The 25,207-nt window shown below is 41.9% G+C and carries 20 protein-coding genes; 7 read left to right on the top strand and 13 right to left on the bottom strand.

Annotated features, from left to right (window positions below; all coding sequences use genetic code 11):
• Positions 1-157: 157 nt before the first annotated feature.
• Together M9899_10385 and M9899_10380 are read left to right on the top strand one after the other, a co-directional pair.
• Positions 158-1,525 (top strand): HAMP domain-containing histidine kinase, encoded by a 1,368-nt coding sequence (locus M9899_10385; GenBank protein ID MCO5114563.1) that lies wholly within the window; start codon positions 158-160, stop codon positions 1,523-1,525.
• 52 nt (positions 1,526-1,577) lie between these two features.
• The gene (locus M9899_10380) at positions 1,578-2,024 is read left to right on the top strand and encodes a PepSY domain-containing protein (GenBank protein MCO5114562.1); all 447 of its coding nucleotides are present in this window, start codon (positions 1,578-1,580) and stop codon (positions 2,022-2,024) included.
• Between the two features lie 94 nt (positions 2,025-2,118).
• Here the strand turns inward: M9899_10380 and M9899_10375 are convergent, their stop codons facing one another.
• The 8 genes from M9899_10375 to M9899_10340 form a co-directional block, all read right to left on the bottom strand.
• The gene (locus M9899_10375) at positions 2,119-3,045 is read right to left on the bottom strand and encodes a hypothetical protein (protein MCO5114561.1); all 927 of its coding nucleotides are present in this window, start codon (positions 3,043-3,045) and stop codon (positions 2,119-2,121) included.
• A 224-nt stretch (positions 3,046-3,269) separates the two neighbouring features.
• Positions 3,270-4,532 (bottom strand): SulP family inorganic anion transporter, encoded by a 1,263-nt coding sequence (locus tag M9899_10370; GenBank protein MCO5114560.1) that lies wholly within the window; start codon positions 4,530-4,532, stop codon positions 3,270-3,272.
• A gap of 38 nt (positions 4,533-4,570) precedes the next feature.
• Entirely contained in the window at positions 4,571-6,253 is a 1,683-nt protein-coding gene (gene recN, locus M9899_10365; protein MCO5114559.1) for a DNA repair protein RecN, read from the bottom strand.
• 25 nt (positions 6,254-6,278) lie between these two features.
• Positions 6,279-7,115, bottom strand: a complete 837-nt coding sequence (locus M9899_10360) for an NAD(+)/NADH kinase (GenBank protein MCO5114558.1) — start codon at positions 7,113-7,115, stop codon at positions 6,279-6,281.
• A gap of 114 nt (positions 7,116-7,229) precedes the next feature.
• A complete protein-coding gene (locus M9899_10355) occupies positions 7,230-9,251 on the bottom strand; it encodes a M3 family metallopeptidase (GenBank protein ID MCO5114557.1) in 2,022 nt (673 codons plus the stop codon).
• Positions 9,252-9,609: 358 nt separating this feature from the next.
• Positions 9,610-10,095 carry a hypothetical protein gene (locus tag M9899_10350; protein MCO5114556.1) on the bottom strand — a complete coding sequence of 162 codons (486 nt, stop codon included), beginning with the start codon at positions 10,093-10,095 and terminating at the stop codon, positions 9,610-9,612.
• 302 nt (positions 10,096-10,397) lie between these two features.
• Entirely contained in the window at positions 10,398-12,788 is a 2,391-nt protein-coding gene (locus M9899_10345; GenBank protein ID MCO5114555.1) for a UvrD-helicase domain-containing protein, read from the bottom strand.
• 3 nt (positions 12,789-12,791) lie between these two features.
• Entirely contained in the window at positions 12,792-13,511 is a 720-nt protein-coding gene (locus M9899_10340) for an SPOR domain-containing protein (GenBank protein ID MCO5114554.1), read from the bottom strand.
• A 197-nt stretch (positions 13,512-13,708) separates the two neighbouring features.
• Between M9899_10340 and M9899_10335 the strand changes: the two genes are divergently transcribed.
• From M9899_10335 to M9899_10325, 3 genes are all read left to right on the top strand, one after another.
• Complete coding sequence (locus tag M9899_10335; protein MCO5114553.1) at positions 13,709-14,140, top strand: hypothetical protein; 432 nt, start codon at positions 13,709-13,711, stop codon at positions 14,138-14,140.
• Positions 14,137-15,075 carry a hypothetical protein gene (locus M9899_10330; GenBank protein MCO5114552.1) on the top strand — a complete coding sequence of 313 codons (939 nt, stop codon included), beginning with the start codon at positions 14,137-14,139 and terminating at the stop codon, positions 15,073-15,075. The genes M9899_10335 and M9899_10330 overlap by 4 nt, the downstream gene beginning before the upstream one ends.
• Positions 15,076-15,250: 175 nt before the next feature.
• On the top strand, positions 15,251-16,033 hold the full coding sequence (locus M9899_10325; GenBank protein ID MCO5114551.1) for a FliA/WhiG family RNA polymerase sigma factor: 783 nt from the start codon (positions 15,251-15,253) through the stop codon (positions 16,031-16,033).
• A gap of 124 nt (positions 16,034-16,157) precedes the next feature.
• On the opposite strand, the gene M9899_10320 is transcribed toward M9899_10325, so the two are convergent.
• Together M9899_10320 and M9899_10315 are read right to left on the bottom strand one after the other, a co-directional pair.
• Entirely contained in the window at positions 16,158-17,282 is a 1,125-nt protein-coding gene (locus M9899_10320; protein ID MCO5114550.1) for an RNA polymerase factor sigma-32, read from the bottom strand.
• A 9-nt stretch (positions 17,283-17,291) separates the two neighbouring features.
• Positions 17,292-17,594 (bottom strand): polyhydroxyalkanoic acid system family protein, encoded by a 303-nt coding sequence (locus M9899_10315; protein ID MCO5114549.1) that lies wholly within the window; start codon positions 17,592-17,594, stop codon positions 17,292-17,294.
• 146 nt (positions 17,595-17,740) lie between these two features.
• Here M9899_10315 and aspS point away from each other — a divergent pair, with 146 nt between their 5' ends.
• Positions 17,741-19,576 carry an aspartate--tRNA ligase gene (aspS, locus tag M9899_10310; protein MCO5114548.1) on the top strand — a complete coding sequence of 612 codons (1,836 nt, stop codon included), beginning with the start codon at positions 17,741-17,743 and terminating at the stop codon, positions 19,574-19,576.
• Here aspS and tadA read toward each other — a convergent pair.
• Genes tadA through M9899_10295 form a run of 3 tightly spaced genes read right to left on the bottom strand, consistent with a single transcriptional unit; the run spans position 19,568 to position 23,135 of the window.
• Positions 19,568-20,668 carry a Flp pilus assembly complex ATPase component TadA gene (tadA, locus tag M9899_10305; protein ID MCO5114547.1) on the bottom strand — a complete coding sequence of 367 codons (1,101 nt, stop codon included), beginning with the start codon at positions 20,666-20,668 and terminating at the stop codon, positions 19,568-19,570. The genes aspS and tadA overlap by 9 nt on opposite strands.
• Positions 20,669-20,684: 16 nt before the next feature.
• Positions 20,685-21,953 (bottom strand): type II and III secretion system protein, encoded by a 1,269-nt coding sequence (locus tag M9899_10300; protein ID MCO5114546.1) that lies wholly within the window; start codon positions 21,951-21,953, stop codon positions 20,685-20,687.
• Positions 21,954-22,004: 51 nt separating this feature from the next.
• Positions 22,005-23,135: a hybrid sensor histidine kinase/response regulator gene (locus M9899_10295; protein MCO5114545.1), complete on the bottom strand. Its 1,131-nt coding sequence runs from the start codon at positions 23,133-23,135 to the stop codon at positions 22,005-22,007.
• A gap of 136 nt (positions 23,136-23,271) precedes the next feature.
• Here M9899_10295 and M9899_10290 point away from each other — a divergent pair, with 136 nt between their 5' ends.
• Positions 23,272-25,086, top strand: coding sequence for a hypothetical protein (locus tag M9899_10290; protein MCO5114544.1), 1,815 nt, complete (start codon positions 23,272-23,274; stop codon positions 25,084-25,086).
• The last annotated feature ends 121 nt before the right edge of the window (positions 25,087-25,207 follow it).

Genomic DNA, 25,207 nt, shown 5'->3' with positions numbered 1-25,207 from the left:
TACGTTTTAAAAGAGGGCACATCTGAATAAAATTGGTCCAAGACTGGTCATTTGGTCATCTTTCATTCTGATTTTTTCATTGTTCTGTGTTTCAGCAACAATCTATTATCTATTATCTTCATCTTTAATTCAAAACGACAGAAAGCTTTTAATTAAGTTGTCGCAAAACTATGCGCAAATCATTGAAAGCTTAGGAATACAAAATCTACAAAACAGCATCTCACCAGAAATTTTTGTGATGATTCTGGATCAAGACCAGAAAGTTCTTTTTCATACTCATCCCACTCGTATAGAAGATGATTTTTCTAAAGATGAATTAGAAAATTATAATGATGAATATGAAATTTTAGAACTCAATAAAGAACTGTCACAATTATCTCTAAAATCAGGGTGGAGTTATATTATAAAAAATGAAGGTGAGGACAAAGATATTTTCGATGTGATTGAAAATAATCTTGCTAAATTCACTCTTAAGCATTGGGCGGCAGCGTTGCCTTTTGTGGAAAATGATCTGGTCGAAGTTTATACTTTGCCTTTACAAAATAAACGATGGTTGCATATCGCTAAAAGTGCCGAAAGCCGTGAAGAGTATCTGGAACAGATTAGATATTTAGGTTTTATGGTGCTTGTACCTTTCATTGCTGTGGGGATTTTGCTAAGTTTGTTTCTTTCGCGCACTATTCTTACTCCACTGCGCAGTCTCACACAACGAATTCAACGCATTCAATCGGGCGAGACTCATTTGCGAGCTGAGAACTATGGGCGTGGTGATGAAGTCGACGAGCTAGCGATAAAGTTTAATGCTCTATTGGATCGTAACGAACAGCTTTTGGAAAATCTAAAAAGCACACTGGATAATATCGCCCATGATATGCGTACGCCACTTACGCGTTTTCGTATAGAAGCAGAAAGAGCCATATCTTCACAAGAAGGAGATGCTCGAAGTCTTAAAGAGGCTTTGCTTAACGGCCTAGAAAGTGTCGAACAAATCACGGCTTTACTTAATGCGATTATGGATGCTTCAGAGGCTGAATCTTCTTCGATGAAGATGAAAAAAGAAAGGATCAATATTTCAGATTTGATTGAAGGGATTAAAGATTTATTTCAGTACACCGCAGAAGACAAAGACATTAGCCTTTACACGGAAGCACCTTCTTCTGTTTTCGTTTTAGGTGATGTGACTCGTTTATCCCAAGCTCTTAGTAATCTAGTTGATAATGCCATTAAGTACTCTCCTGCAGGAACAGAAGTTTATATTTCTGCCGAGCAACAACAGGGACAGGTGTACATTAGGATTAAAGATCATGGGTGTGGGATTGATCCTAAAGATCAAGCTCGAATTTGGGATCGACTGTATCGCGCAGATCAAAGTCGCACAACTCATGGACTTGGTATTGGGCTTAGTGTGGTTAAGGCGATCATCAAGGCTCATGGAGGTGCTGTAAGTTTGAGCAGCACAGGTCCGCAAGGAAGTACTTTTGTCATAACATTACCAACTTGTAATGATTCTGTAGGAAATCTGTAAGACTTCATATTGTAAAATGACTGTAACAACATTTACAAAAAGGAGTCTTACAATGAAATACACATTAGCATCATTAGTTCTATTTTTAGGTTTGGGTTCACAAGTGGCAATGGCACAGGCTCAAGACATCAGCTCACAAGCTTTACTTTACGTTCCTGGTGGGCAAGTTGTAGTTTTAGAGCGTGATGAAGTGAAAGTGCAAACTACAAATGGCACTATCGTAGAAGTCGAGTTCACACGTAAAGGCGTTTTTGAAGAAGCATCAGGTAAAAATGCCTCTAGCGACAACTTAACTCCTCCCAATGCTTTAGTGCCACTGGCTACAGCACTTCAAGGCTTACAAGCCGCAGGTAAACAAGCTGCTGGAGAATGGTCACTGGAATCCAGCTTGAGATATGGCTGGCACTACGAATTTGATGGTTATGAAAACGGTGTGGAAATGGAATACATCGTGGATGCCACAACAGGCGCTTTTGTAAAAGCCATCGCAGACAACTAGAGTATAAGTCACCTTGTTAGGTTTTTTATAAATGGTTAAACTCCTCAAATAATTTTGAGGAGTTTTTATATTAAATATTTGTTTTAGCATAAAACTATTTTGAACTCACTTCATAAGTCCTAATCGGTGGGGCTTCGTCATAAATATGTTTAAGCTCAATATGCGATTGTGGTGTCAGGGTGGGGGAGTCAGAAACTTTTTTTAACCAAAGTATTGCCAGATGGGTTTGAGGCCACTTGCCTTCATGTTGAGGGCTCACCACAACGGCTTCCAAACGTCCTTGCGTCAATTCTGAAATTAAATGAGACATTTGTTCTAAATTTTTACTTTTATTTGATGTTCCTCTTTTGGTTTTATTCACAAAATTTAATCCTGGATCATAAAAGTGAATCAAGGCATTCCCGCCGACCTTTAATAAAGAGGCATACGCAAGCAAGACATCTTCAATTTTTGAAGTGTAAGAAAAAGGTCCATAGATGTCTGTGATCAGACTGACTTTATTGTGATAGGAAAAAAGCCCAGACTTGGGTGAAGCCACTAAATTTTCAATAAGATCCCCATCAATATAACGAAACTGTTTGGCATAAGTGACAAGATGCTGCTCTAATTCCGTCAGAGCTTGAGGATTGGATTTTTTAAAACCCTCACTGAATCCAGGTCTTTTAAGGGCTACGGCCAAATATTGCAATGGGGGAAGTTCAAGTTCTTGAGTACGCCTTATAAGTTCCACTAAGGCTTTGGCTTCACCTGCTCCTGCATCAAGGTAAATGTCTTTAGCTTTCAATGATCTTAAAAACTCTATTAGAGGAGGAATTTGGGGGGATGTAAGCAAACTGGTATAACGGTCAAAGGTTCTCGATACAAAAAAATCATTTTTATAAATACGATCAAAAATTTTAACCTGTTGTAAAACCTGAGCACTGTTTTCGCTCAGATAGGACTGACATTGTAAAGTCTTGCCGTAAGCGGCAGAGCTGAATCCTACTCCAATACTAAATAGCCATACCCAAATGATTTTCATTCATCTCTTCTCTTGTAAAAGATTAAAAAGTTAAATTTGATAAGAGTGGGGCTTGAATCGGTGTAGAGTCCAGCTTGGGATTTAACCTCTAACATGGAGTCTCTAAAGCTTAGCTGTGCGCCCGCAAGCTTTATCAAAATCGGCGTGTAAGGGTGTTAATACGATTTTTTTGTAAACACAAGAAAAAATCTGCAAATGGAGTTTTTTCAATAGGGGACAAAAGATTAAGTGTGTTTCAGCTTTTCTTGTGATCCTTTAAAGCCAAAACGTAGAGCCATAGAGACACACTGGCCTACAATGACTCCTATAAGGATGTCTGTAAAAACCACTATAGTTAAAGTGACAAAGAAAGGAATGGCATATAAAAACCCATTTTTCACACTTGAAGAGATCTGTCTGGGGTGAGCCAGATTATAACCTGCAAGCACTAAAATACATGCCAGAACCGCCAAAGGGATCTTGGTGATTAAAGTGGGAAAAGCTAAGAGTCCTATCATTAGAATTATGCCGTGAAAGACAGAGGCCCACTTGGTTTTGGCACCCGCTTGAATATTCACTGAGGTTCTGACAATGACAGAAGTTATGGGAAGCCCACCGATAAATCCAGAAAATATATTACCAATGCCTTGAGCAAATAATTCTTTATTTGGAGGGGTAAAGCGCTTGTGGGGGTCGATTTGGTCAGCGGCTTTAACACATAAAAGAGTTTCAAGACTGGCCACTAAAGCCATAACTACGGCATATTTAATGATGTTAAGTGAAAAGCCTTGTGAGAAGTCAGGGAAGATCAAAGCAGAAAACGCTTGTGCACCACCCGTAATTCCACTGAGGTCTACGAATAAGTTTTGAGATAATTGAAGTGGAGAATAAAATGAAAACAAAAACGCTAAAACCGAAGCTATAACCACCAAAAGCATTGATAAAGGAATAAGTTTAAAAAATTTTTTATCTTTCAAAGAGGTTGTATTGTGAACAGCAATAAAAATCAGACAGATCAGCCCAATTAAAAAAGCTCCTAAGTTTATATTGTCAGGTGCAGGGGTATTAAAAATCTCTGTGTATTTGGGGCTTAAAGAGCCAATCACATAGGGCAGTTGTTTGATGATCAGAATTAAGCCAATAGCTGACAGCATACCTTCAATTACGCAGTGGTGTACGAAATTTGAAATTTTCCCAAGCCGAAAGAGCCCCATAAGTAGTTGGATCAACCCTGCTAAAATCAGAGCAGGTAAAAAAGCAGCAAAAGAACCTATATCCGCAATGGCATCTAAGACCACCACTGTTAGACCCGCCGCAGGCCCACTGACGGAAACATGAGAAGGACTGAGTATTCCAATCAGAAGCCCACCAATAATACCAGCTAGCAGTCCTGAAAGTGCTGGTGCTCCAGAGGCTAAAGCAATTCCTAAGCATAGAGGCAAAGCCACAAGCGAAACCACAAGACCCGCTTTGAGGTCATCAAGCATTGAATTTTTAATGTGAAACAAAAAAGGCTCCCAAAACTACAAAGTAGCTTTAAAACTTCTTAGTATCCTAACAGCTTTTGAGCGTGTTGGCGACTGGACTCTGAAATATGTTCGCCCGACATCAAACGTGCAATTTCTGTGACCCGCTCATTTTTATTCAGTTCACGCACTTTGATCTGGGTTTTATCCTGACGAACTAGTTTTTCAATGGCGTAGTGATGGTCCCCTAAGGCCGCCACTTGGGGAAGATGTGTGACGCATAGAATTTGCTGATCAAAAGCTAATGTTTTTAGCTTTTTGCCTACTAATTCTGCCGTAGGGCCACTGACACCAGTATCCACTTCATCAAACAGGTAAGTGCGTGGCCATTCATTTTCGCCAAGAACAGATTTGATAGAAAGTAAAATCCGACTTAACTCCCCACCACTGGCTGTTTTTGCCAAAGGCCTAAGTTCGGACTCACTGTGAGTCTTTACTAAAAACTCCACCTTTGAACTTCCATAACGGTTTAGTTCCCCTGAGCGTTCAAGACCTACAAAAAATAAAACACCCTTCATATTGAGGTCTTGCAATTGTTCATTGACCTTCACCTCAATGTTTTTTGCGGCCAACAGACGCAGTTCGTGCATCTGTGAGGCTTTCATTTGCAGTTTAGTTTCAAGAGTTTTAAGTTCTGCTTCTTTATTTGCAAGAATATCATCTAGACTTTCTAAAGTTTCGATTTCAGTTTTAAGTTTAGCATGAGCATTCATAAACTCTTCAATGCTCTCGCCGAATTTCTTTTGTAGACTTCTAAGTTTAGTGTAACGTTCGGTTAAGGCATCAAGGTTATCTTCGTCAGAAAAGGCGTGGCTTTCAAAGTTAGAAAGCTCAAAGGACACATCTTCGATGATGGCTTTGGCTGTTTGCAGGTTTTCCATGCTGGCGTTGATCTTTTCGTAAGAATCACCAAACACTTCCGAAGTCTTAAGAATTTTATGAATGCCAGAAAGCACAGATTCTGAACTTTGATTTAAAACATAATCCGCAGAAGCTAAGAAATCGATCAGCTTTTGTTTGTTCTTTAATCGCGAAATGCGCTCTTTAAGGTCTCCGTCGGCTTCGGGATCAAAGTTAAACTGATCCAGTTCTTGGATTTGATACTTTAAAAAATCAAGCTGGTGATGACGTTCGTGGGCTTTGCTTTTTAACTCTTCCGTCTCTTGGATCAATTTATTTCTGTGCTCAAACCCCACGCGGTACTCTTCGAGATGCTTTTGCACACCACCAAAGAGGTCTAATAAAAACCGATGGTAGTGGGTGGATAAAAGCTGTTTGGTGTCATGCTGCCCTGTCATCTCCATCAGTGGGGCCGAGAAGGGGCCTGCAATTTCTAAGATCGGGGTGATGATATTTTTAAGCTCTGTCAGAGTGATCATAGAACCATTGATATACACGCGGCTTTTTTTACCCAGCTGTCTTCTGACGATCAGGTCATCGCCATCCATAAGATCCATTTCATTTAAACGCTCTTTAATGTCAGGGCGCTCGCTGACATCAAATAAACCTTCGACTTGGGCGGTGTCACCAAATGGACCGACAAAATCATTTGAGCTAGGTGCTCCCATCAGTACGGCTAAACTTTTAAGTAAGATCGACTTTCCTGAGCCTGTTTCTCCACTTAAAACGTTAAAGCCTTTTTTAAATTGAATGTTGAGTTCATCAATCAGTGCAAAGTTTTTAACTCGTAGTTCAACTAACATAAGATAGCCTCCTTACTTTGTGATCTTAGTCTCTTTGTCCAAACTTTAGTTTTTCGCGAAGCAGATCAAAATAATTGTGTCCTTTTTTTCTTAAAACGAAATGTTGGTGAGTGGATTTTTTAAGAATGATGGTGTCATGTTCGGTAATGGCTTCCACTTTGCGTCCATCAATAGTGAGTTGTGCTGTTTGATTGCCAGGGGCTAAACGCAGTCGAAGTTCTAAATGGTCGGGAAATACAATCGGTCGACTGGTCAAATTGTGGGGAGCCACGGGTGTGACTACCAGCCCTGCCATCTCTGGGTGTAGGATAGGACCACCTGCAGCTAAGTTGTAGGCCGTACTTCCTGTAGGTGTGGAGATGATCAGTCCATCTGCTTTAACATCTTGGACTAAGTTGGACTGGGAGTAAATTTGAATGCGTACCAGTTGTGAGCGCGCTCCTCTTTCAATCACCACATCGTTAAGGGCAGTATCTTCATAAATACTTTTATTAGCATGTTGAATCTGAACCTCGATCATGGTGCGTGGGCGTCTTTCAAGTTTATCATTTAACGCGGCATCAAGGGCTTCATAAGCCGCATCCAATTTAACCTCTGTTAAAAAACCTAAAGACCCCATGTTAATTCCTAAGATGGGTGTGTCATGTGGATGCAAATGACGGACGGTAGAGAGGTAAGTCCCATCTCCTCCCAAAACGACAACCAGATCATAACCCTGAGCACACACTTTATCTTTAAGTTCCGTGTAACTTAAAATGTCGACATCAATGCTTTGTCCTGAAAGGTAGCGTTTGAAATCTTGGCTGAGCTTTTCAGCTTGAGGAGTATCGTCACGATAGACAATTAAAATATTTTTAACCATGGTCACCTGCAAATATAAATTTGGACACCACTGATTATAATAAAACTGGCCCTAAAAAGGCCAGTAGAAAGGTGGAATCTTAAAAATCGACTGTAAGCATAAAATAGGCAAAGCCTAGATAAGGCCATCACGTCTTAAGAGCGCGGAAACATCTGGTTCTCGGCCACGAAACTTCTTGTAAAGCTCCATGGGGTGTGCCGTAGAGCCTTTAGAAAGGATGTTCTCTTTGAACGAGGTGGCCACATCGGAGTTAAAGATCCCTTTTTCTTTAAAAAACTCAAAGGCATCGGCATCCAGCACCTCAGCCCACTTATAAGAGTAGTAGCCAGCCGCATAGCCTCCAGCAAAGATATGAGAAAAAGCACAAGAAGAAGAGCCTGTGTGAGTCTTAAAGAGCAAGGTGTCTTTAAGCATGGCCTTTTCGTACTCGTTGATATCCTTAAAGCTCAAATCAGGTTGCGTGTGCCAGATCATATCCATATACGCGAAATTAAACTGACGGACACAAGCATAAGCGTTTAAGAAGTTCTCGCTGGCTTGAAGTTTTTGGATCAATTCATCAGGGATCAGCTCGCCAGTTTCGTAGTGACGGGCAAAGAGGTGCAAACTTTCCTTTTCAAGCGTCCAGTTTTCCATAATTTGCGATGGAAGCTCGACAAAGTCCCACAATACATTAGTTCCTCCTAGGCTGCGGTATTGGCAGTCAGAAAGTAGGCCGTGCAAAGAGTGACCAAACTCATGGAACAGGGTTTGAACTTCAATAAAAGTTAAAAGGGAAGGTTTGGTCGGAGTGGGTTTAGTGAAGTTGCACACAATACTGATATGAGGGCGTTTAACTTCGCCATTCCATGTGCCTTGATCACGATACGAGGTCATCCAAGCCCCACCACGTTTTGTGGCACGAGGGAAAAAGTCTGCATAAAATAACCCAACGTAGTTTTGAGTTTTAGCATCTTTGACCTCATACACAGTCACATCAGGGTGATACACGGGCAGGTCTTCGCGTTTATAAAATGCAATACCATAAAGCTTTTCTGCATGGTCAAAAGCGCCTCGTAAAACGTTTTCTAATTTAAAATATGGGCGAAGTTCTTCAGCATCGAAGTCAAATTTTTTCTGTTTGAATTTTTCTGCATAATAGCTAAAATCCCATTCCTGCATTTCAACCTGATCGGTGGCTTGAGCAAAATCGGCAATCTCCTTGATTTCTTCTTTGGCTTTGGGTAAGGCCACTTGGTTTAATTTAAGTAAAAAATCAAAAACCTTTTGTGGAGTTTCAGCCATACGGTTAGATAAAATAAATTCGGCATAGTCTTTAAAGCCCAGAATTTGTGCTTTTTGTTTTCTTAGGTTCACCATATTTTTTATGGTCTCTTGGTTGTCAAATTGATCTTTGTACGCACGATGAGCCATAGCCATAAATAGTTTCTGGCGGATCTCACGATTTTTAGCATACTTCATATAAGGGGAGTAACTAGGAAAATCTAACGTGACGACATATTGTCCTTGCAGACCACGGCTCTCGGCTTCAGCGGCTGCGGCTTCAATGGCGGACTCAGGAAGTCCTTCTAGGTCTTCTTTGTTTAAAGTCAGCACAAAAGCGTTTGTGGCATCTAAAACATTTTTTGAAAATTTAGGGCTCAGTTCAGAAAGATCACGGTCGATCTTTTTAAGCTCTTCTTTTTTTTCTGCACTTAAAAGTGCGCCGTTACGTACAAAGTCGTCATAAGATTTCTTAAGAAGCTGTTTCTGTTCGGCGTTGAGATTAAGGCTACCTTGGCTTTCATACAAAAACTTAACTCGTTTAAAGAGTTCGTCGCTTAAAGTGATGGAGTTCGAATATTCAGACAACAATGGCGAATACTCTTCCACAAGCTTTTGAATGTCATCACTGGTGTTCGCACTAAAGAAGTTGAAAACCACAGCAAGGACTTTTTCTAAATCCTCACCACAACTCTCAAGAGTTCCCATGGTGTTATCCCAACGGATTTCTGTTTGAGGCGCAATCAAAGCATCTCTTTGTTTTAAAGCCTTCTCAAAACTTTGTTTGAGGGACCCTGCTAAGTCTTTAGCTGTGAACTTGCTAAAATTAATGGCTTGGTCAAAAAGACTGGAATTTAAAATCGGATCAGACATGGGGCCTCCTAAAGAAAGGAAAATTATAGTATTGAATATGTGCCCTGCCAACGCTTTGACAAGTCCAGCATGGGGATTTTCCCTAGAGTTTTTCTTATTATTCACCTATCCATATAGAAGCAGACGCGCCCATCCATGGGCTCTGCCAGCATTTGCTCTTCGAGCAAAACGCGTCCCGCTTGCTGGAGGTCTGTTTCTATATGCCCGCTCACCCCCCTCCACCCCCCCCCAGGTGAATAATAAGAAAAACTCTAGGGAAAATCCCCATGCTGGACTTATAAAAAAAGCCCTCCAGAACCAAGGGGGGGAGGGAGAATTCTGGAAGGCTAGGGAACCAAAATAAAATGTGTTGCGGAACTTAGAGCGGATTAGGGATACAGCGTTTATCTCCAGCAAAAGCACCAGCACAGTTGCTGCTATTATGATGTTGGAAAAACACGTAATCCACATAAGAGCCACCAATATTGTCACAACGAGTATGAATCAGATTACCTTGGATGTGTTCGTAAACAGGCATTTGTCCTGGGGGACAAGCGTCGTTGTACTGAAGTCCAAAGTCGATTTCAAAACCTGCATTAAAATTGATCTGAGCAAAAGCCTCAACTTGGCCATTGATAGCCTGTCCTTGGTAAGGGCAATGAGGATTTCCTGGAATACCTACAAAAAACTGATTTTGCTGTTGGTATCTGCACGCCTCAATAGTACCCGCAGGTGGCAAATGAGGATGTTGGCTTGCGCTAAGTCCGCCTCCACCATCATCACAGGCAGTTAAAGATACGAATGATAAGACACATACAAGCTTTAAAAATAAAGATGCTGTCTTGCTTATACCTAGAGTTTTCATTGTCAAACCCTCCACAACATAGACATATCAAAAGCTAGGCCAACTTTTCGCCTAAAAATAAGGGGGCAAACTGTTTAACAAATTTATAGCAAAGCCCAAAAACGTCCCAGAAGCCCCTTCCGCCATTTTATATAGGGTTTTCTTATTTATTCCCTTTCTATATAGAAACAGACACGCCCATCCATGGGCTCTGCCAGCATTTGCTCTTCGAGCAAAACGCGTCCCGCTTGCTGGAGGTCTATCTCTATATAGAAAGGGAATAAATAAGAAAACCCTATATAAAATGGCGGAAGGGACGAGCCCTAGACCTGTTCGAGGCGGGCGTATTTGGTGACAAATTTACGGATGACATTGTCGTTAAAGAGGACACTGACCTTTTCAGAATCTCCCGCCCCCTCTATGTCATAGATAGAACCAAAGCCAAAGGTAGGATGTTTGACTCGCATGCCTTTTTTGTAGGAACTAGATGAGGACACATAACCACTGTCGCCACTTTCATAGTCAGGGAAAGGGTTATAGGAGGCCTTGGAAGGGGAGGCCCCTGCTTTTCTGGTGATAGACTTACGCCCATAAGCTACGCTGGATTTGCTATTTGCCGATTTCCCATACGAAGAGGACCCATACCCAGAAGATGAGGATTTGCCACCATAGTCCGAAGAGTAGGACCCCGAAGCACTACCGTAGCCAGCTTCAGAGCCATAACTCCCACTTCCATATTGATCCATAAACTTAGGTCGTAAACCTAATGAGGCTTTATTGGTAAACTCATCAGGGACTTCCGATAAAAAGCGGCTAGGGGGATGGAATTGATCCTGACCCCACACCTTACGTGTACGAGCGTGAAGCATAAAGAGCCTTTCACGAGCCCGAGTCATCCCCACATAACAAAGACGACGTTCTTCTTCCATTTCTGTGTCATCCGCGTCGTTGATCTTTTGATGTCCAGGAAAAAGCCCCTCTTCCATGCCGACAAGAAAGACGACAGGGAATTCTAATCCTTTTGAAATGTGTAATGTCATTAAGGTGACCGAGTTCCATTGGTCATCCACTTCGTCGATGTCAGACACCAGTGCCATTTCTTCTAAGAAGGTTTGCAAACTGGCTTCGCTTTGACGTTCTTTGCAGAACTGCACAATGGCGTTATTAAGTTCTTCTAAGTTCTCAATGCGACTTTTAGATTCTAGGGTGTTCTCTTCACGCAGTTTTTGAATGTAAAGGGTATCATCTAAAACAAGATGGTAGAGTTCATCTAAAGGCAGATCTTTTTTGTCTTGCAAACGCACAATAAGATTTAAAAAGCCTTCCAGCTTTTTTTGTGTTCCAGAATTAAAAACTTTATTTGTGATGCTAGTTTGCAGAGCTTTGATAAAAGAGCACTGATCTTGCACGGCTAAGTTTTCAATTTTTTGTAAAGTGGTCTTACCAATTCCTCTGGCTGGCACATTGATGATTCTTTTAATTGCAATGTCGTCCTCAGGATTCACGAGTGCTTTTAAGTAAGCAATGATGTCCTTGATCTCTTTACGTTCGTAGAACTTAGTGCCTCCCACAATCTTGTAGGGGATAGATTTTAAGCGCAGTTGCTCTTCGATCACACGAGATTGGGCGTTGGTTCTGTAAAACACAGCAATATCACTAGGGCTATAACTGGAGTTTAAAAACTTTTCCACATGATTAGCCACAAAGCGAGCCTCATCATACTCGGTATTAGACTCCGCAATGGTGATCTTTTCCCCTTCAGGGTTATCCGTAAATAGAGTTTTACTTTTGCGATAAGTGTTATTGGAGATCACGGCATTGGCCGCATTCACAATATTGGCTGAAGAGCGATAATTTTTTTCAAGCTTAACCACAGCCCCTTCAAAATCATTTTCAAAATCTAAAATGTTACGAATGTCTGCTCCACGCCAGCTATAAATGGACTGATCTTCATCCCCCACCACACAAAGATTACCAGACTTCGCCGCAAGCATTTTGATCAGCATATACTGAATACGATTGGTGTCTTGATACTCATCAACATGAATGTACTGAAAGCGATCTTGGTATTGGGATAAAATCTGTGGAAAGTTTTTAAACAGCTCGTAGGTCTTTAGCAGCAGGTCAGAAAAGTCTAAAGCGTTGGCCTGCTTCATAGAGCGTTCGTAGTTTTCATACACATCTAGGGTTCTGTCATCATAGCCGCCATAGTTGGCCTGTTTGGCTAAATCATCAGGGCTGAGCATTTGAGTTTTGGCATTGTTGATCTTGGATGCAAAACCTTTAGCAGGATAAATCTTGTCGTTGATATTGAGCTGGGTAAGAACCTGCTTGATCATCTTAAGCTGATCGTCACTGTCATAAATAGAAAATCCAGGTTGGTAACCTAAAAGAGGTAAATGCTGGCGCAGAATTCTTACTGCCATCGAGTGAAACGTGCTGACCCAAGGTTCAGAATAAATAGGAATCTCCAACTGAGTTAAAAGCTTCTGAATTCGTGCTCCCATTTCTTTGGCGGCCTTATTGGTAAAGGTCACTGCCAAAATTCCGTCAGGACTAGCCAGACCGCTGGAAATGATATGCGCAATACGGTGAGTGATCACACGGGTTTTGCCCGACCCCGCACCCGCTAGGATCAGTAAAGGCCCTTCAGTTTTAAGTACGGCTTCTTTTTGTTGGGGATTTAGTCCCTGAGTAAGATCAATTCCAGACATAGTTTAAAGTTTTTTAACAAAAGCTCCTTTAAACTTTTGCCCGATGCCACGACTTTGTTTAAAGGTAGCAGCAGCACCAGGTGAGTCAAAGGGACCGACATTCACGCGGTACCATGTATTGCCATTGATTTCTGTTTGATAAACAAAGTGAGGGTAGCGATTCTTCTCAAGGTCTAAAGCCAGACGCTGAGCCTCTTCATCAGTGCGAAATGCACCCACTTGAATACACCAGCCTTTTGGAGTGGTTGTTGTAGACGCTTTCTTCGAAGGTGAGGCTGTTTTTGGTACAGTAGAAGATACCGCCTTTGGAGGAGTAGAACTTGCTTTCGGAGCGTCAGACATCTTGGGCGCTGTCTTTGTTGCGTTCTTTTGTGGGGTGGGTGATTTCTTTTCACTCCCTTGTGATGTCGACTTTAATTTCTCTGTAGGTTTATTTTTGGATGAGGTCTGTGCTTTCTTTTCTTTAGCGAGCATCTCTGCAAATGTCAGATTCTCTTCGTCGACATCTGCCTCATCAGCAATGTCAGAGGTCTCTTCTTCTGTGGTTTCGTCGGCTAAATCCGTTTGAGTTTTCACTTCCACTTCTTCACCCGCAGTTAATTTTTGTATCAGAGCTTGCAGTTTTTGTGGAACTTCCACTTGTGGGGCAAAGTGATCAAAGGCGAAAATGCCAATAGAAAATATAAGAAGCAGAGAAAAAAGAGTTAAAAAGAATTTGGCCATGTCATAAAATCTATGGATATCAATATGAAGTCAAGCCCTTAGACTCGTCAGAATTCCGTCGATTTTACGACCTTGTACGTCAAAGCCTTGTCTCCTAGGACTCGCTCTTGGTGTGGATTTTGGGGGATTATCTTAGACTAAAGTGTCCGAAAAATTGACCATGGTCTGCTTGGCATCTCAATTGCTTTAACTAGGTTGTGTCAAAGTACAAAGCCTTACCACTTTATATCTTCAACTCGGCCATCTGCACACTAATTATGCTTGCGGGTTGCTCTCAGCAATCTCAAAAAGAAGCCGCGATACAGGCAACAGTAGAAGATGCACAAGATGTAAAACGCGCCACAGTCACTTTGAATCCTATCTATCTTAAAACAGGCACCACCCATGAAGAGATACTGCCTCTTCACATTGAGCTTTCTGTACAAGAAGCCACAAAGCCCTATGTTGAAGATCAATTAGATGAAATCAAAAGAATTCTGATCGTGTATTTTGCCGACAAAGATTTAAAAGACGTAAAAAACTCAACTCAGTTTTTGGCAGACAAAGATTTAACCGTCACTATCAATGATTTTTTAAAAAGCGGACATATTGAAGCATCAAGATACAAAGTGTCTACAGAGGTTTTATGAAGATTAAAGCAAGAGTGAAAGAAGTGGTTTTAGAGTGTGAATCCGAACAGCAAGCCCGCGAACTTTTTGAATCTTACAGAAAGCAAAATTTTCATTTAGTGAGCAAAAAGGTGTTAGATCCAAAAACAAACTCTATGGTGGTGAAATTGATTCGTTTTGCCGATGCCAAGCCTGATGAAAATTTAGATACAGTATGGGAGAACTTTGTCACTCAAATGCGTGAGATAGGCTTTTCAAGCCCGTACATCACTACAGTTTTAGAAAGCATTAAAGCTAAAGATGAGTTTTGGAAGACACACCCCGAAGACCATTTGCACAATGTGATCTTTGACATCACACGTTTCCAAGCTGCAAGTGAACTTTCACAAAGACTGTGCATGATTGCCAATCAAGAACCTTCAGAGTCCTTTTGGTGCAGCTTGCAAAAATCCTTAAAGTACTACGTGAAAGAAAAAGGCTTTTTTGTAATTGCTCCTGAAGGATGGGTGTCCAATATCAAAGACCTTAGTGTATCTGATAAAATTGTTGTTCAAGGCTACAATCCTGAAGATTTAAGTCTACAAAAACTCAGCTCTACGCTAGAGGGCGAAAGTGGCATTTGGTTGATTCCGCCAGATCAAGCTTTAGAACTGGGAGCCGACTTTATCAATGGAGTCACGTCCGCTTTTGATTTCAGTGTGCTTTTAGACAGTGCTTTGGATTTGGATCAGTTTAAAGATTTTTATGATATCCCATGCAGTCTGGTGGGGGAGTATAGAGAGGGCTATCTGGGGTTGATACATACCCTGGAAGAGTCTTACTTCAGACAATTACCTATTAGTTTTTTTTGGAATGGCGAAGCTTTAGGAGAGGTTCAAAACCCAGAAAGGCAGACTATTTTAGCGCTTGAAGAGGTCTTTGATGACCTTCATCACACTATAGCAACAGTTGCATAACTTTTTAACAGGTCTAATGGGTAGGGACTAAAATCGTCGTTTTTTGAGAAAAATAAGGGATTTAGGGAGTTTAAAGTTTAAAATTACAAAACAAGTTTAAAAAAATATAGGGGAAAAATTTTTTTAAACTATCTCGATTTGATAAACTTAAAGATGGCACAGGGGAGGGGTCTTAATGTCAGAACAATCAATGGTAAAAAAGTTAAAAACGGAAAATAAAGTCTTAACTCTAGAGCAAAAGAGTCGGCTCATCACAGAATATGCACCTTTGATTAAATTTATTGCTCAAAAAATTGCAATTCGTTTGCCCGCCAATATTGAATTGGATGATCTCATTTCAAGTGGTGTGATCGGGTTGATGGATGCTATTGATAAATATGATCCTACCCGTGATAACAAATTTAAAACTTACGCAGAGTTTAGAATTCGTGGAGCGATCCTAGATGAATTGCGTGCTCAAGACTGGGTTCCTAGATCAGTCAGAGACAAGTCTAAAAAACTAGACAGAACCGTCAGTCGTTTAGAATCAGAGTTAGGCCGCAGCCCCACAGAAGAAGAAGTAGCTAAAGAACTTGAGATCTCAATGGATGAATACCACTCTTTAGTCAACCAAGTGAAACCTGTAAGCATCTTATCTGTTGATGAGCAGGCCACTTATAATAATGTGGACAAAAAATCCTTATTAAATATTTTGGATGCGTCTAAGACAAACAATCCCTTTGTGCAACTGAATGTGAAGAAAGTAAAAAAGACGATCGCTAAGTGCATTGAGTCTTTGCCAGAACGACAACGTTTGGTTCTTTCTTTATACTATTACGAGGACTTAAACTTAAAAGAGATTGGTAAAATTCTAAGAGTGACAGAAAGTCGTATTTCTCAACTTCATGCTCAAGCTGTGAACAAGCTAAAACAAAAACTACAACAGAAGTTCGACGAAGAAGAACTGCTCGCAGGGTAGTAAATTCTTAACCTAAATCTTAAATTCACGTGCGCCTTTAGAGTTATCTAAGGGCGTAAAACATTTGAAACATGGAACTCGTATTTGCAGTTTGAGTAGTAAAAAAGAGTTTCTAAATTTTTAGCTAAGATTCCAAAAAGGCTTTCTTGATCTTTTCAATCAGGCGGGTCTCGGCCTGTCTAGCGGCTTCTCTAGTCACACCCCACTTGTCACCCAGAGATTTGAGTGTGACGGGTTCGTCGTTTAAGAGCCGCTCGTTTAAAAGCTCGATCTCTCTTTCATTAAGCTCAGGCATCAAGCCGTCAATCTTTTCTTTAAGAAGAGAAAGCTGTTCGGCATTGATGAAACTTTCATCTAAGGATTCGCTATCATTTTCAGTTTGTCGGTCCAACCAGCTTTGATCATTATCTTCAGAAATCTTCTGATCTAAACTGAGATCGCCTCTTTCCAGCCGCTGTTCCATCTCGACCACATCTTTTTCGGTGACATCAAGGCGTTGGCTTAAAAGCTTAGGTGTGGAGTCTAAACCTTCTTGTAAGAGTCGATTTTTTTCTTTTTCCAGTTGGTAGAAAAGTTTGCGTTGCTTTTGATTGGTGCCAATTTTTACGATGGACTGCTGTTTCATTAAGTAGTCTTGAATGTACCCACGAATCCACCACACCGCATAGCTGATCAGACGCACACCTTTGTAAGGGTTGTACTCACGAACGGCGTGCATCAGCCCCATGTTGCCCTCTTGAATCAGGTCAATCACACGTGAGCCGAATTTCGAGTACTCCAATGCAATTTTAACCACAAATCTCAGGTTGGACTTCACCAAAGTCTCTGCAGCCTTGGCGTCGTTGTCCTCGTAGTACTTTTGGGCCAACGCTAGCTCTTGCTCTCGGGACAGCACGGGGTACTGACGAATCTGTTGTAAATACAAACTCAAGGTGTCTTTGGGGGACACCTCTTCGGTACTCCCTGTTCTTTCGATACTCCCTGAAGTCTTGGGCGTAAGAACCGCAGAAGAGGTTTTAGAATGTTTAGAGGGCAAAGCTTTTGTCGGGGGCATTTCTGAATCGGGAGTCAGGATTTCCACCTGCACAGGTGTTTCAGCTTTAAGGTCAGAAGGCAGTGCCTTCGCCTTAGACCTAGCGGTCTTTCTTAAGCTTTCGGGAGGTCCAGACTTTGACGTCGTTTTCTGAGTTTTTTTTGCACCTGTCGTCTTTGTCTTAGCCGTTGGGGTTTTCTTCCTGCTCTTAGACATGGGCGATTTCTAACATATTTTATCTAAATTTGCTTCAAGTTTTGATTGCACCAAGGATTTAAAGGGCGCCAGAGTCCATGGCAGGTCAAGTTCAAGCACGATATGGCATCCAGAACCGCTTTCTTGGACTTTGACGCTACCGCTTAGCTTTTTACCTTGCGCGGTGATGGTGCGGTTCCCATTATTCACATCCACTTGCAGGTTGGGCTCGACTTGTTTGAGGTCTTTGGAGTTGCGAAGCAGAGTTTCAATCTGCTTAAGGACATCGTCGGGTTTTAAAGAAAAATCTTTTTCAATCTTCACTTGTGGCATGAAAGTATTTAATATAAATATTCAGACTTTGTCTAGCCGTATAGGCAAAGATCTCAATCTCGCACGATATTGTATGAAGCCCTAGAATCAGGAGTCTAAAATATCGGCGTAGTCTCTCAACAAGAGCGGAAAATAGGAGCAAAAAAATGAGTCAAGTCGTCAATAGTTTAGATCAAACAAGAACCGATTATTGTGGTCGCATAGGTTTGAACTATAAAGATCAAGATGTAGTGGTCATGGGTTGGATTGACACTCGTCGCGATCATGGTGGACTTGTCTTTGTGGATTTGCGTGACCGCGAAGGTATTGTGCAGGCGGTTTTAGATCCCAAAGTGCTTGAGGCTGCAAAAAATATTAAAAATGAATATGTCGTGAGCATCAAAGGACAAGTCAAAGAACGTCCTGAAAATATGAAAAATCCTAAGGTCAGCACAGGGGACATAGAAATTCATGCTACCGAGCTTAGAATTTTATCCGAAGCAGAAACCTTACCTTTTTTACCTGAAGAAAAGAATGTCTCAGAATCTTTACGTCTAAAGTATCGCTATTTGGAGATGCGTTCAGCTCATCTGACAAACTTAATGAGACTGAGACACAAGGTCAGTCAAAAGCTGAGAGCGTTTTTAACAGACAACGACTTTTTTGAAGTGGAAACGCCTATTCTTTATAAAAGCACGCCCGAAGGCGCGCGGGACTTTCTAGTTCCCTCACGTATGCACCAGGGGCATTTCTATGCTTTGCCTCAAAGCCCTCAGACTTTAAAGCAACTTTTAATGGTGGGTGGAATTGACAGATACTTCCAGATTGCCAGATGTTTTCGTGATGAAGATTTAAGAGCTGACCGTCAACCAGAGTTCACTCAACTGGATATTGAAATGAGCTTCATCACACGAAAAGAGATCATGGCTCTGACAGAAAAACTGGCTCAAGCCATTTGGAAAGAGTTTCGTGGACAAGACGTGGGCGTGGTTCCTGTTTTGACTTATCAAGAGGCCATGGATCAATACGGTAACGATAAACCTGATTTACGTATTCCCAATAAAATTGTGGACATTTCAGATTTTGCGACGGAATTGGACTTCAATGTGTTCAAACAAGCCGTAGAGCAGGGTGGTGTGGTTAGAAGTTTAGGCTACTCAGGTGTTGAGTCTTTTTCACGCTCACGCTTAGACAAACTGACAGAACAAGTAAAGCGTCACGGAGTGAAAGGTTTAGTTTGGATTAAAATTGACGAGAAGGGTGATGTACAAAGCCCTATCAAAAAGTTTGTAACCGAGGAGTTCATAAGCAAGTTGCGCGCAGCTCACGGTCTTACTCAAGGTGCTGTTACATTTTTTGTGATCGCTGATGAGTGGAGGCTCACATGTGACAGCTTGGCTGGGTTACGACTGACTCTAGGTAAAGAAGAGGGCCTCATTGATGAGACCACAGATAAATTCTGTTGGGTTGTGGACTTCCCACTTCTTGAGTTTGATGCCAAAGAAGGGCGTTGGTTCAGTGTTCACCATCCCTTCACAGCTCCTCATGACACAGGATTTGCCATCTTGTCTGAAGGCCGAGAAAAAGAGTACGGTAAGGTTTTATCTCAAGCCTATGACTTTGTTTGCAACGGCAACGAAGTTGCGGGTGGCAGTTTAAGAATCTTTAATCCTAAAATTCAAAAGCAAGTGTTTAAAGCTCTTAATATTTCTGATGAAGAGGTGAAAGCTCGTTTTGGATTTTTTAACGATGCTCTGAAGTACGGAACTCCACCTCATGGGGGCATTGCTTGGGGACTTGATCGTTTGGTGATGATTTTGGGTCGCACCGAAGCCATTAGGGATGTGATTGCCTTTCCTAAAACAGCGCGTGGAAATTGCATGATGTCCGAAGCTCCAAGTTATGTCGACAACGAACAGTTGATCGAGTTAGGCATTAAACTTCGCAGTTCTGTCAAAGCTCAACAAGATTCTCCAGAAGGTACAGAAGCTTCTTTAAAGTAGTAGCGACTCTAAAGAAATATGTCCTTCTTCTAAACAGCTGACACGTTGGATATCTTGAACATGACGGCGACCTGTAATGTCTTTATTCAGTTGGATGACATAGTCTATACTTGAGTGCATCAGTTGGTGCACCACCTTTGTGGACCATTCGGGAGCCCCTTGTAAGATCAAACATTCTAAACGCAGTAAGGCTTCTTGCGGATGGGCGGCATGAATCGAAGCGATGCAGCCTCTGTGACCCGTGCTAAGAGCTTGAATGTAATCTTTGGCCTCTGATCCCCTGGCTTCCCCTAAAATCAATCGATCGGGACGCATACGCAAGGACTCTTTGACAAGGTCACTCATAGACATCGAAAGGCCGTACTGCTCTTCGCGAGTGGGGCACAGGAGGCGAGTGCTAAATGTATTGGGAAGGTCTAACTCTTGCGCGTCTTCAATAATCAAACAACGATCATGATTTAAGGTGTTTAACATACACTGGATGAATGTGGTTTTACCTGAGCTGGTGGCTCCAGAAACTAGGATGTTCTTTTTTTCCACTAAAAGCTGCTGTAAAACTTCAGACTGTGGGGGAGTCAGGGCTTGTCTTTCGATCAGCTGCTCTAATGATTTTATTTTTGTCGCCCCTTTTTTTCTAAGGGACAAATTGTAAACAGGTGACAGAGGTGGAGCAATGATGTGCACACGGTAGTGGTCCCAGTGGCCGTTGCCTGTAGGGTTTTCATAAGAGATGGCTTTAAAAAAAGATTTTGAGACCACATCCAGCACGCGCATAAAACTTCTCTCGCTTAAAAAAATATCAGAATGTGGATATAGAACTCCTTGTGCCTCATAGATGATCTTGTCGTGTCCCATCACAATGATCTCATCAATGTCAGGACGTTGCAGTAAGGACTCTAGGGGCCCCATACCGTTGAACTCACTCAGAATGCGGTTTTGCAGCTCTGGGGATTCTCCTTCTAAGGCGAGGGGGATCAGTTCTGCCACCTCAAGAGTCTTCCTCTCGGAGGAATAGAATTCATTTCTTGTTCCTAAAAAATCAGTGAATTTTTGATAGGCATGGGTATAGCCTATTGTGACATTTTCAAGCATTAAAAGGACTCCTTGATTAAAGCGGGGTATCAGTCAGAGTGAGGACAAGTACCAAGTCAGAATCCCCCGTGTTTTTACTTCGTCCTTGAAATAAAAACTTCAGCAGTGGGATGTATTTAAAGATGGAACTTCCTTGTTGTCCATGCAGGTGATGTTTAGTGAAACCACTTTTTAAAATGTAAGTGTGATTTTTTAAAATCCTAATCTTTTGCACCCAGCTGTCACTGGTTAGACTGGGGATCGAGCTTTCATTACTGCTGCTGACCACCATGGAAAGTTTAAAATTTAAATCTAAGATGCTGCTGGTTTCATCAAGGTCTTTACCAATAACATCTAAAAAAAGACCAAACTGTTTCCACGACACGTCCGACCGATGAAAGCTTTGATTCAGAATCGGAAATTCACCCCCTGAATGAATTTTAGCGGTCTGCTGATCAAAAAGTAAAATTTCTGTTTGGCTTCCTACACTGGAAAACAAGTGCTCGTTGGTGTGTTTGTATTCAGAGGTCAAAAGCTGTTCCAGAGCCAGAGGTTTAAGGGGATGAGTGGAGTTAAGGATAGGGGAAATCTGCTCCAGTTTATTCTTTTTTACTTCGGCAAAATAAATTTTTAATCGCCCCATGGGTTGAATGTCTACTTCGTCATAGGTGAATTTAAGATCAAACTGTTTCAGCCAAGCTCTGGCTTCTTTATTTGGTGGCGCTTTAAGTTTAAGAGATTCAATGGGACCTGTGGGCAGAGTCACAGCTTGTTTGAGTCTTTGCGAAAAGAGCACGCTGACTTCTGCCGTTAGAAACTCGGGACAAGTCACTTGCAAAACAACAGGTAACCCGAAGAGGAAAGCGTCTCGCCAGGTAAAAATATTTTCAAAGTCAAAGGCACTCAAGGCCTCTCCACGGATCAGAAGCCCCTCGTTATTAAGGTGAATGTGAATAGAAGGATGTTTAGAAAAAGTATTTTGCAAAGCTAAAAAAGAGGTACGGTCTTCTTCTGTCAGAACGAGGATCAGATGACTTTGTTCATCAACTTTCACAAGGGTCTGTCCTTGGTGTGTGGCAGTCAAAACCAGCCGACTTCCTGTTGTTTTAGGATTTAAAATTCGCTTTTGAATATAGATCTGCGACTGAGGCGTGACATCTAAAGTGGTACTTTCTCCGACAGTCAGAACAATAGGCGAAGGCAACGCTGTCGAAGCCGCACGTGCCTCAACAGTTGTATAAAGGAGTAGCCCTAAGGACCAGTAAATTAAAGAATTATAAATCCATAAGAGAATGAAGTTTTGCATAAAACGACGTATGCAAGCTCATGTCCGATTTTTATGGGTCAAAAATTGAGTTTAGCTGAAGTTGAGCTTTGAGGCGTCCATGTGAAGCGGACGCTTTCGGACAACAAATCTTGCGGTGAATCGTCCTTTATCGTAAGACAGCTCCAAGCTGCTCCCCACTTTTTTAAGTAAAACTTGAACGATAGGAAGACCTAGACCCAAGCCACCAGAGTGGTTCATAATATCACGATTAAGTTCAAAGGGTTCCGTGATTCGTTTTAAGTCCTTTTCATCAATAGGATCACTGAAGTTGCTGATCTCAAACAGTAAACCTTCGCCTTTATCGTGAATGCTTAAGTCCACCTGTCCTTGAGATTTAAATCGCAACGCATTTTGTGTGAGACGTTCGACCACATTTTTGAGAACCTTTTCGGCCATAGCAACCACACTCTCTTCGGTCTTGAGTGTCACCTTAAAGTTTTCATCTTGACGGTAGGGTCTGACAAGATCACTTAAATTGGTTTCTGCTAAGCCGTGATTGATGCGATTTAGAACTTCATTGTTGTCGCTCAGCAAGTACATCACTTCGTTAGTCAAAAACTTAAGCCTTGAGCAGCCTTCTTCAATTCTGGATAAATACTTTTTAGGTAAAACTCCAAGATCCTCTTCTTCTTTTAAAAGTTCTAAATAGCTAGAAATCGCTGTCAGAGGGGTTTTAAGCTCGTGATTGATCAAGACCATAAAATTAGTTTTGATTTTATCCATGGCCTGCACATCCACCAGAGCCTTTTCTAAAAGTTCATTTTTTTGTCGTAGTTCCAAAGACAGCTTGTATTTTTCAAAGCCTTCTTTAACCGTTAAAAGTAAATCCGCAGGCTCCCAAGGTTTGGTTAGATAGCGATAAATATGGGCTTTGTTGATCGCCTCAATGGTCACTTCAATATTGGAATATCCTGTAAAAAGAATACGTGCTGGCAGAGGATTGATTTCAATGGTTTTTTCTAAAAACTCAATACCACTGATCTCTGGCATGCGTTGGTCGCTAATAATAACAGAGTATTCATAGGGTGTTTTTTTTAAATGCTCTAGGGCTTGCAAACCAGACCTAAAGGGCTGAACATGGAAGTCGCGGCCCAATATAGTGGCCACGGCGTCCAAGTTGTCGCTGTCGTCATCAACGCATATTACCTTAGGTTTATCCATACAGGGGCCTTTCGGTTGTTTTAAAGGATTTGTTGGCTCTGCTAAAGTCCTGATTCTGCAACGAAAAAGTAAAGTTTTAAGCCTTCAGTGTCGAAAACATAATAGACTATAGGGGATGAGGCGCTTGGAAGTATTTATGAAAAGAATAATTTTATTTCTGATGGTTATGGCGATTGCACCCGTGGGGATGGCGCAAATGTATAACGCCAATATGTATGGGACAGGGCTCTCGGCAGCGTATCCACCGTGCTCTTACGAGCAGACCTCCATTGCTGGCAAAGTCACTAAAAAGAGTGAAAGATTTGAGGCGGCAGCCGCTAAAGTCCGACGAGAGCTTAAATCTATCCAGAAAAAATTAGATAAGTTAAGCACAGACAATTCTATTTCTAGTTGTGAAAGAGTCGTAAGTGCCGCCGTCAGAGGATATTGTGCAACAGGTTCTTCTGATAACGAAAAAAGAATCTCAGGTTCTAAAGCGTGGAATGACTTTAAAAATCACATGACAGGATCACCTGTTTTTGTGGGTGCAGGTATGAGTTTCACTCAAGAGTATTTATATACTATGAATGGCTTGTACAAAGAATTAGGTATGCAAAATCCCTATAGAATGCTTGCGAGCGCTGATGGTGGCGGTCCTGCGGATGCGACTCCTCTTACTCCAGGTTTTCAATCTTGTGACAACTATGCGGCTTCAGGAGGGGGAATTGATTCTACCTTGTGTGAGGCTGCCGCAAGAGGTGGGCATATTGCACAAAACGCTTATGAGCAGTGTGACGGTTGTCTTCGGGCAACACCCTCAAATCCCAGAGGAAGATACCCTTCTTTGGTTCGTGAAGTGTATGAACTTCAACAAAAAGAAGCTCAATATAAAAAAGACTTGGAAATCGCAGAGGCCAAAGTGGCTTGTGCGCAATCTTATATTGATGGCGAGATGGCCAACAAAAATAGTGAATTCAGAGAATGTATTTTGGATGCAGATGAGTACGCTACAGCTGCAGACTACTGTTTAACATGTGATGAGTCAGGTAAAGAGAAAAAGTCATCAGGTGTGGAGTGGAGCAAATGGTTGCCAGGTCTATTGACGGCAGGTCTTTGGACAGCGGGTGGAATCTTTGCTTACAATCAAATGGAAAAGACTCGTGAAGGAAATTGGGAAGCGGGTTACCCCAGCGATGATCGTCAGCCATGGGTGATGACTAATTATGTGATGAACGGTGCAAGCCAAGTGATAGACACCTTTAAGGCTTCGGGGGCTTTTGGTTGTGCTCCAACAGGTGGACTTAACGGCCAAGGTGTTTTAGGTGCCACAAATGTCGGTCCTTACGGGCAATATCAGTTTAACGGAAGCCCATTCTTAAATGTGGGCGGAGCTTTAGGCTATCCTCAAAATATGATTGTAGGTCCAAACGGTCAGTTGATGGTCGGTGGTGGTCTATATGCAAATAATCCTATGGGAATGCACGCTGGCGGTAATTTGCAAGCTCAACAAGCTGCTTTACAGCAGCAACAGCTGATTCTCCAAAACGCGATTGCGCAGGGTAACAGAGACCTTGCTACCTTACAGGCTGTGGCTCAGCTAGATGTGCAGTTGGCTCAAATCAATGCCCAAAGACAACAGATCTTTGCCTCTAATCCTGGCTTTGGCACAAGCTATGGGACTTACGGAGCGTACGGCACCTATGGCACTTCGGCGTATGGTGGTGGAACAAGTCTTTTTGGTTCTATACAAGGTAATATCAGTATAGGGGCCGTCGGCAGCTATGGTGCATACGGCACAACATACGGCACTCCTTATGGGACCACTTATGGAGCCTCTTATGGATATCCAGTGGTACCGCCTTATACTGGAGCAACGGTGCCCACGACTGGAACCACTGTGCCTTCAACAGGTACTACAGTGCCCAGCACAGGTGGAAACACGGGAAACGCAGTTCCTTCATTGGGTTTATAAGATCAAAGCTTAAGACCACACATTTGAATAAAGATATAAACAAGGCCCAGCTCACTGTGGCCTTTTTGCTTTTTGTGCAGGTGATGTGAACTTTACAGAAAAAAAGACGATCGTAGCTAAG

Source organism: Pseudobdellovibrionaceae bacterium (genome assembly GCA_023954155.1).
Lineage (GTDB): Bacteria > Bdellovibrionota > Bdellovibrionia > Bdellovibrionales > UBA1609 > JAMLIO01.
Note: the sequence above shows the minus strand (reverse complement) of the source record. Positions and strands in the feature narration are given on the sequence as shown.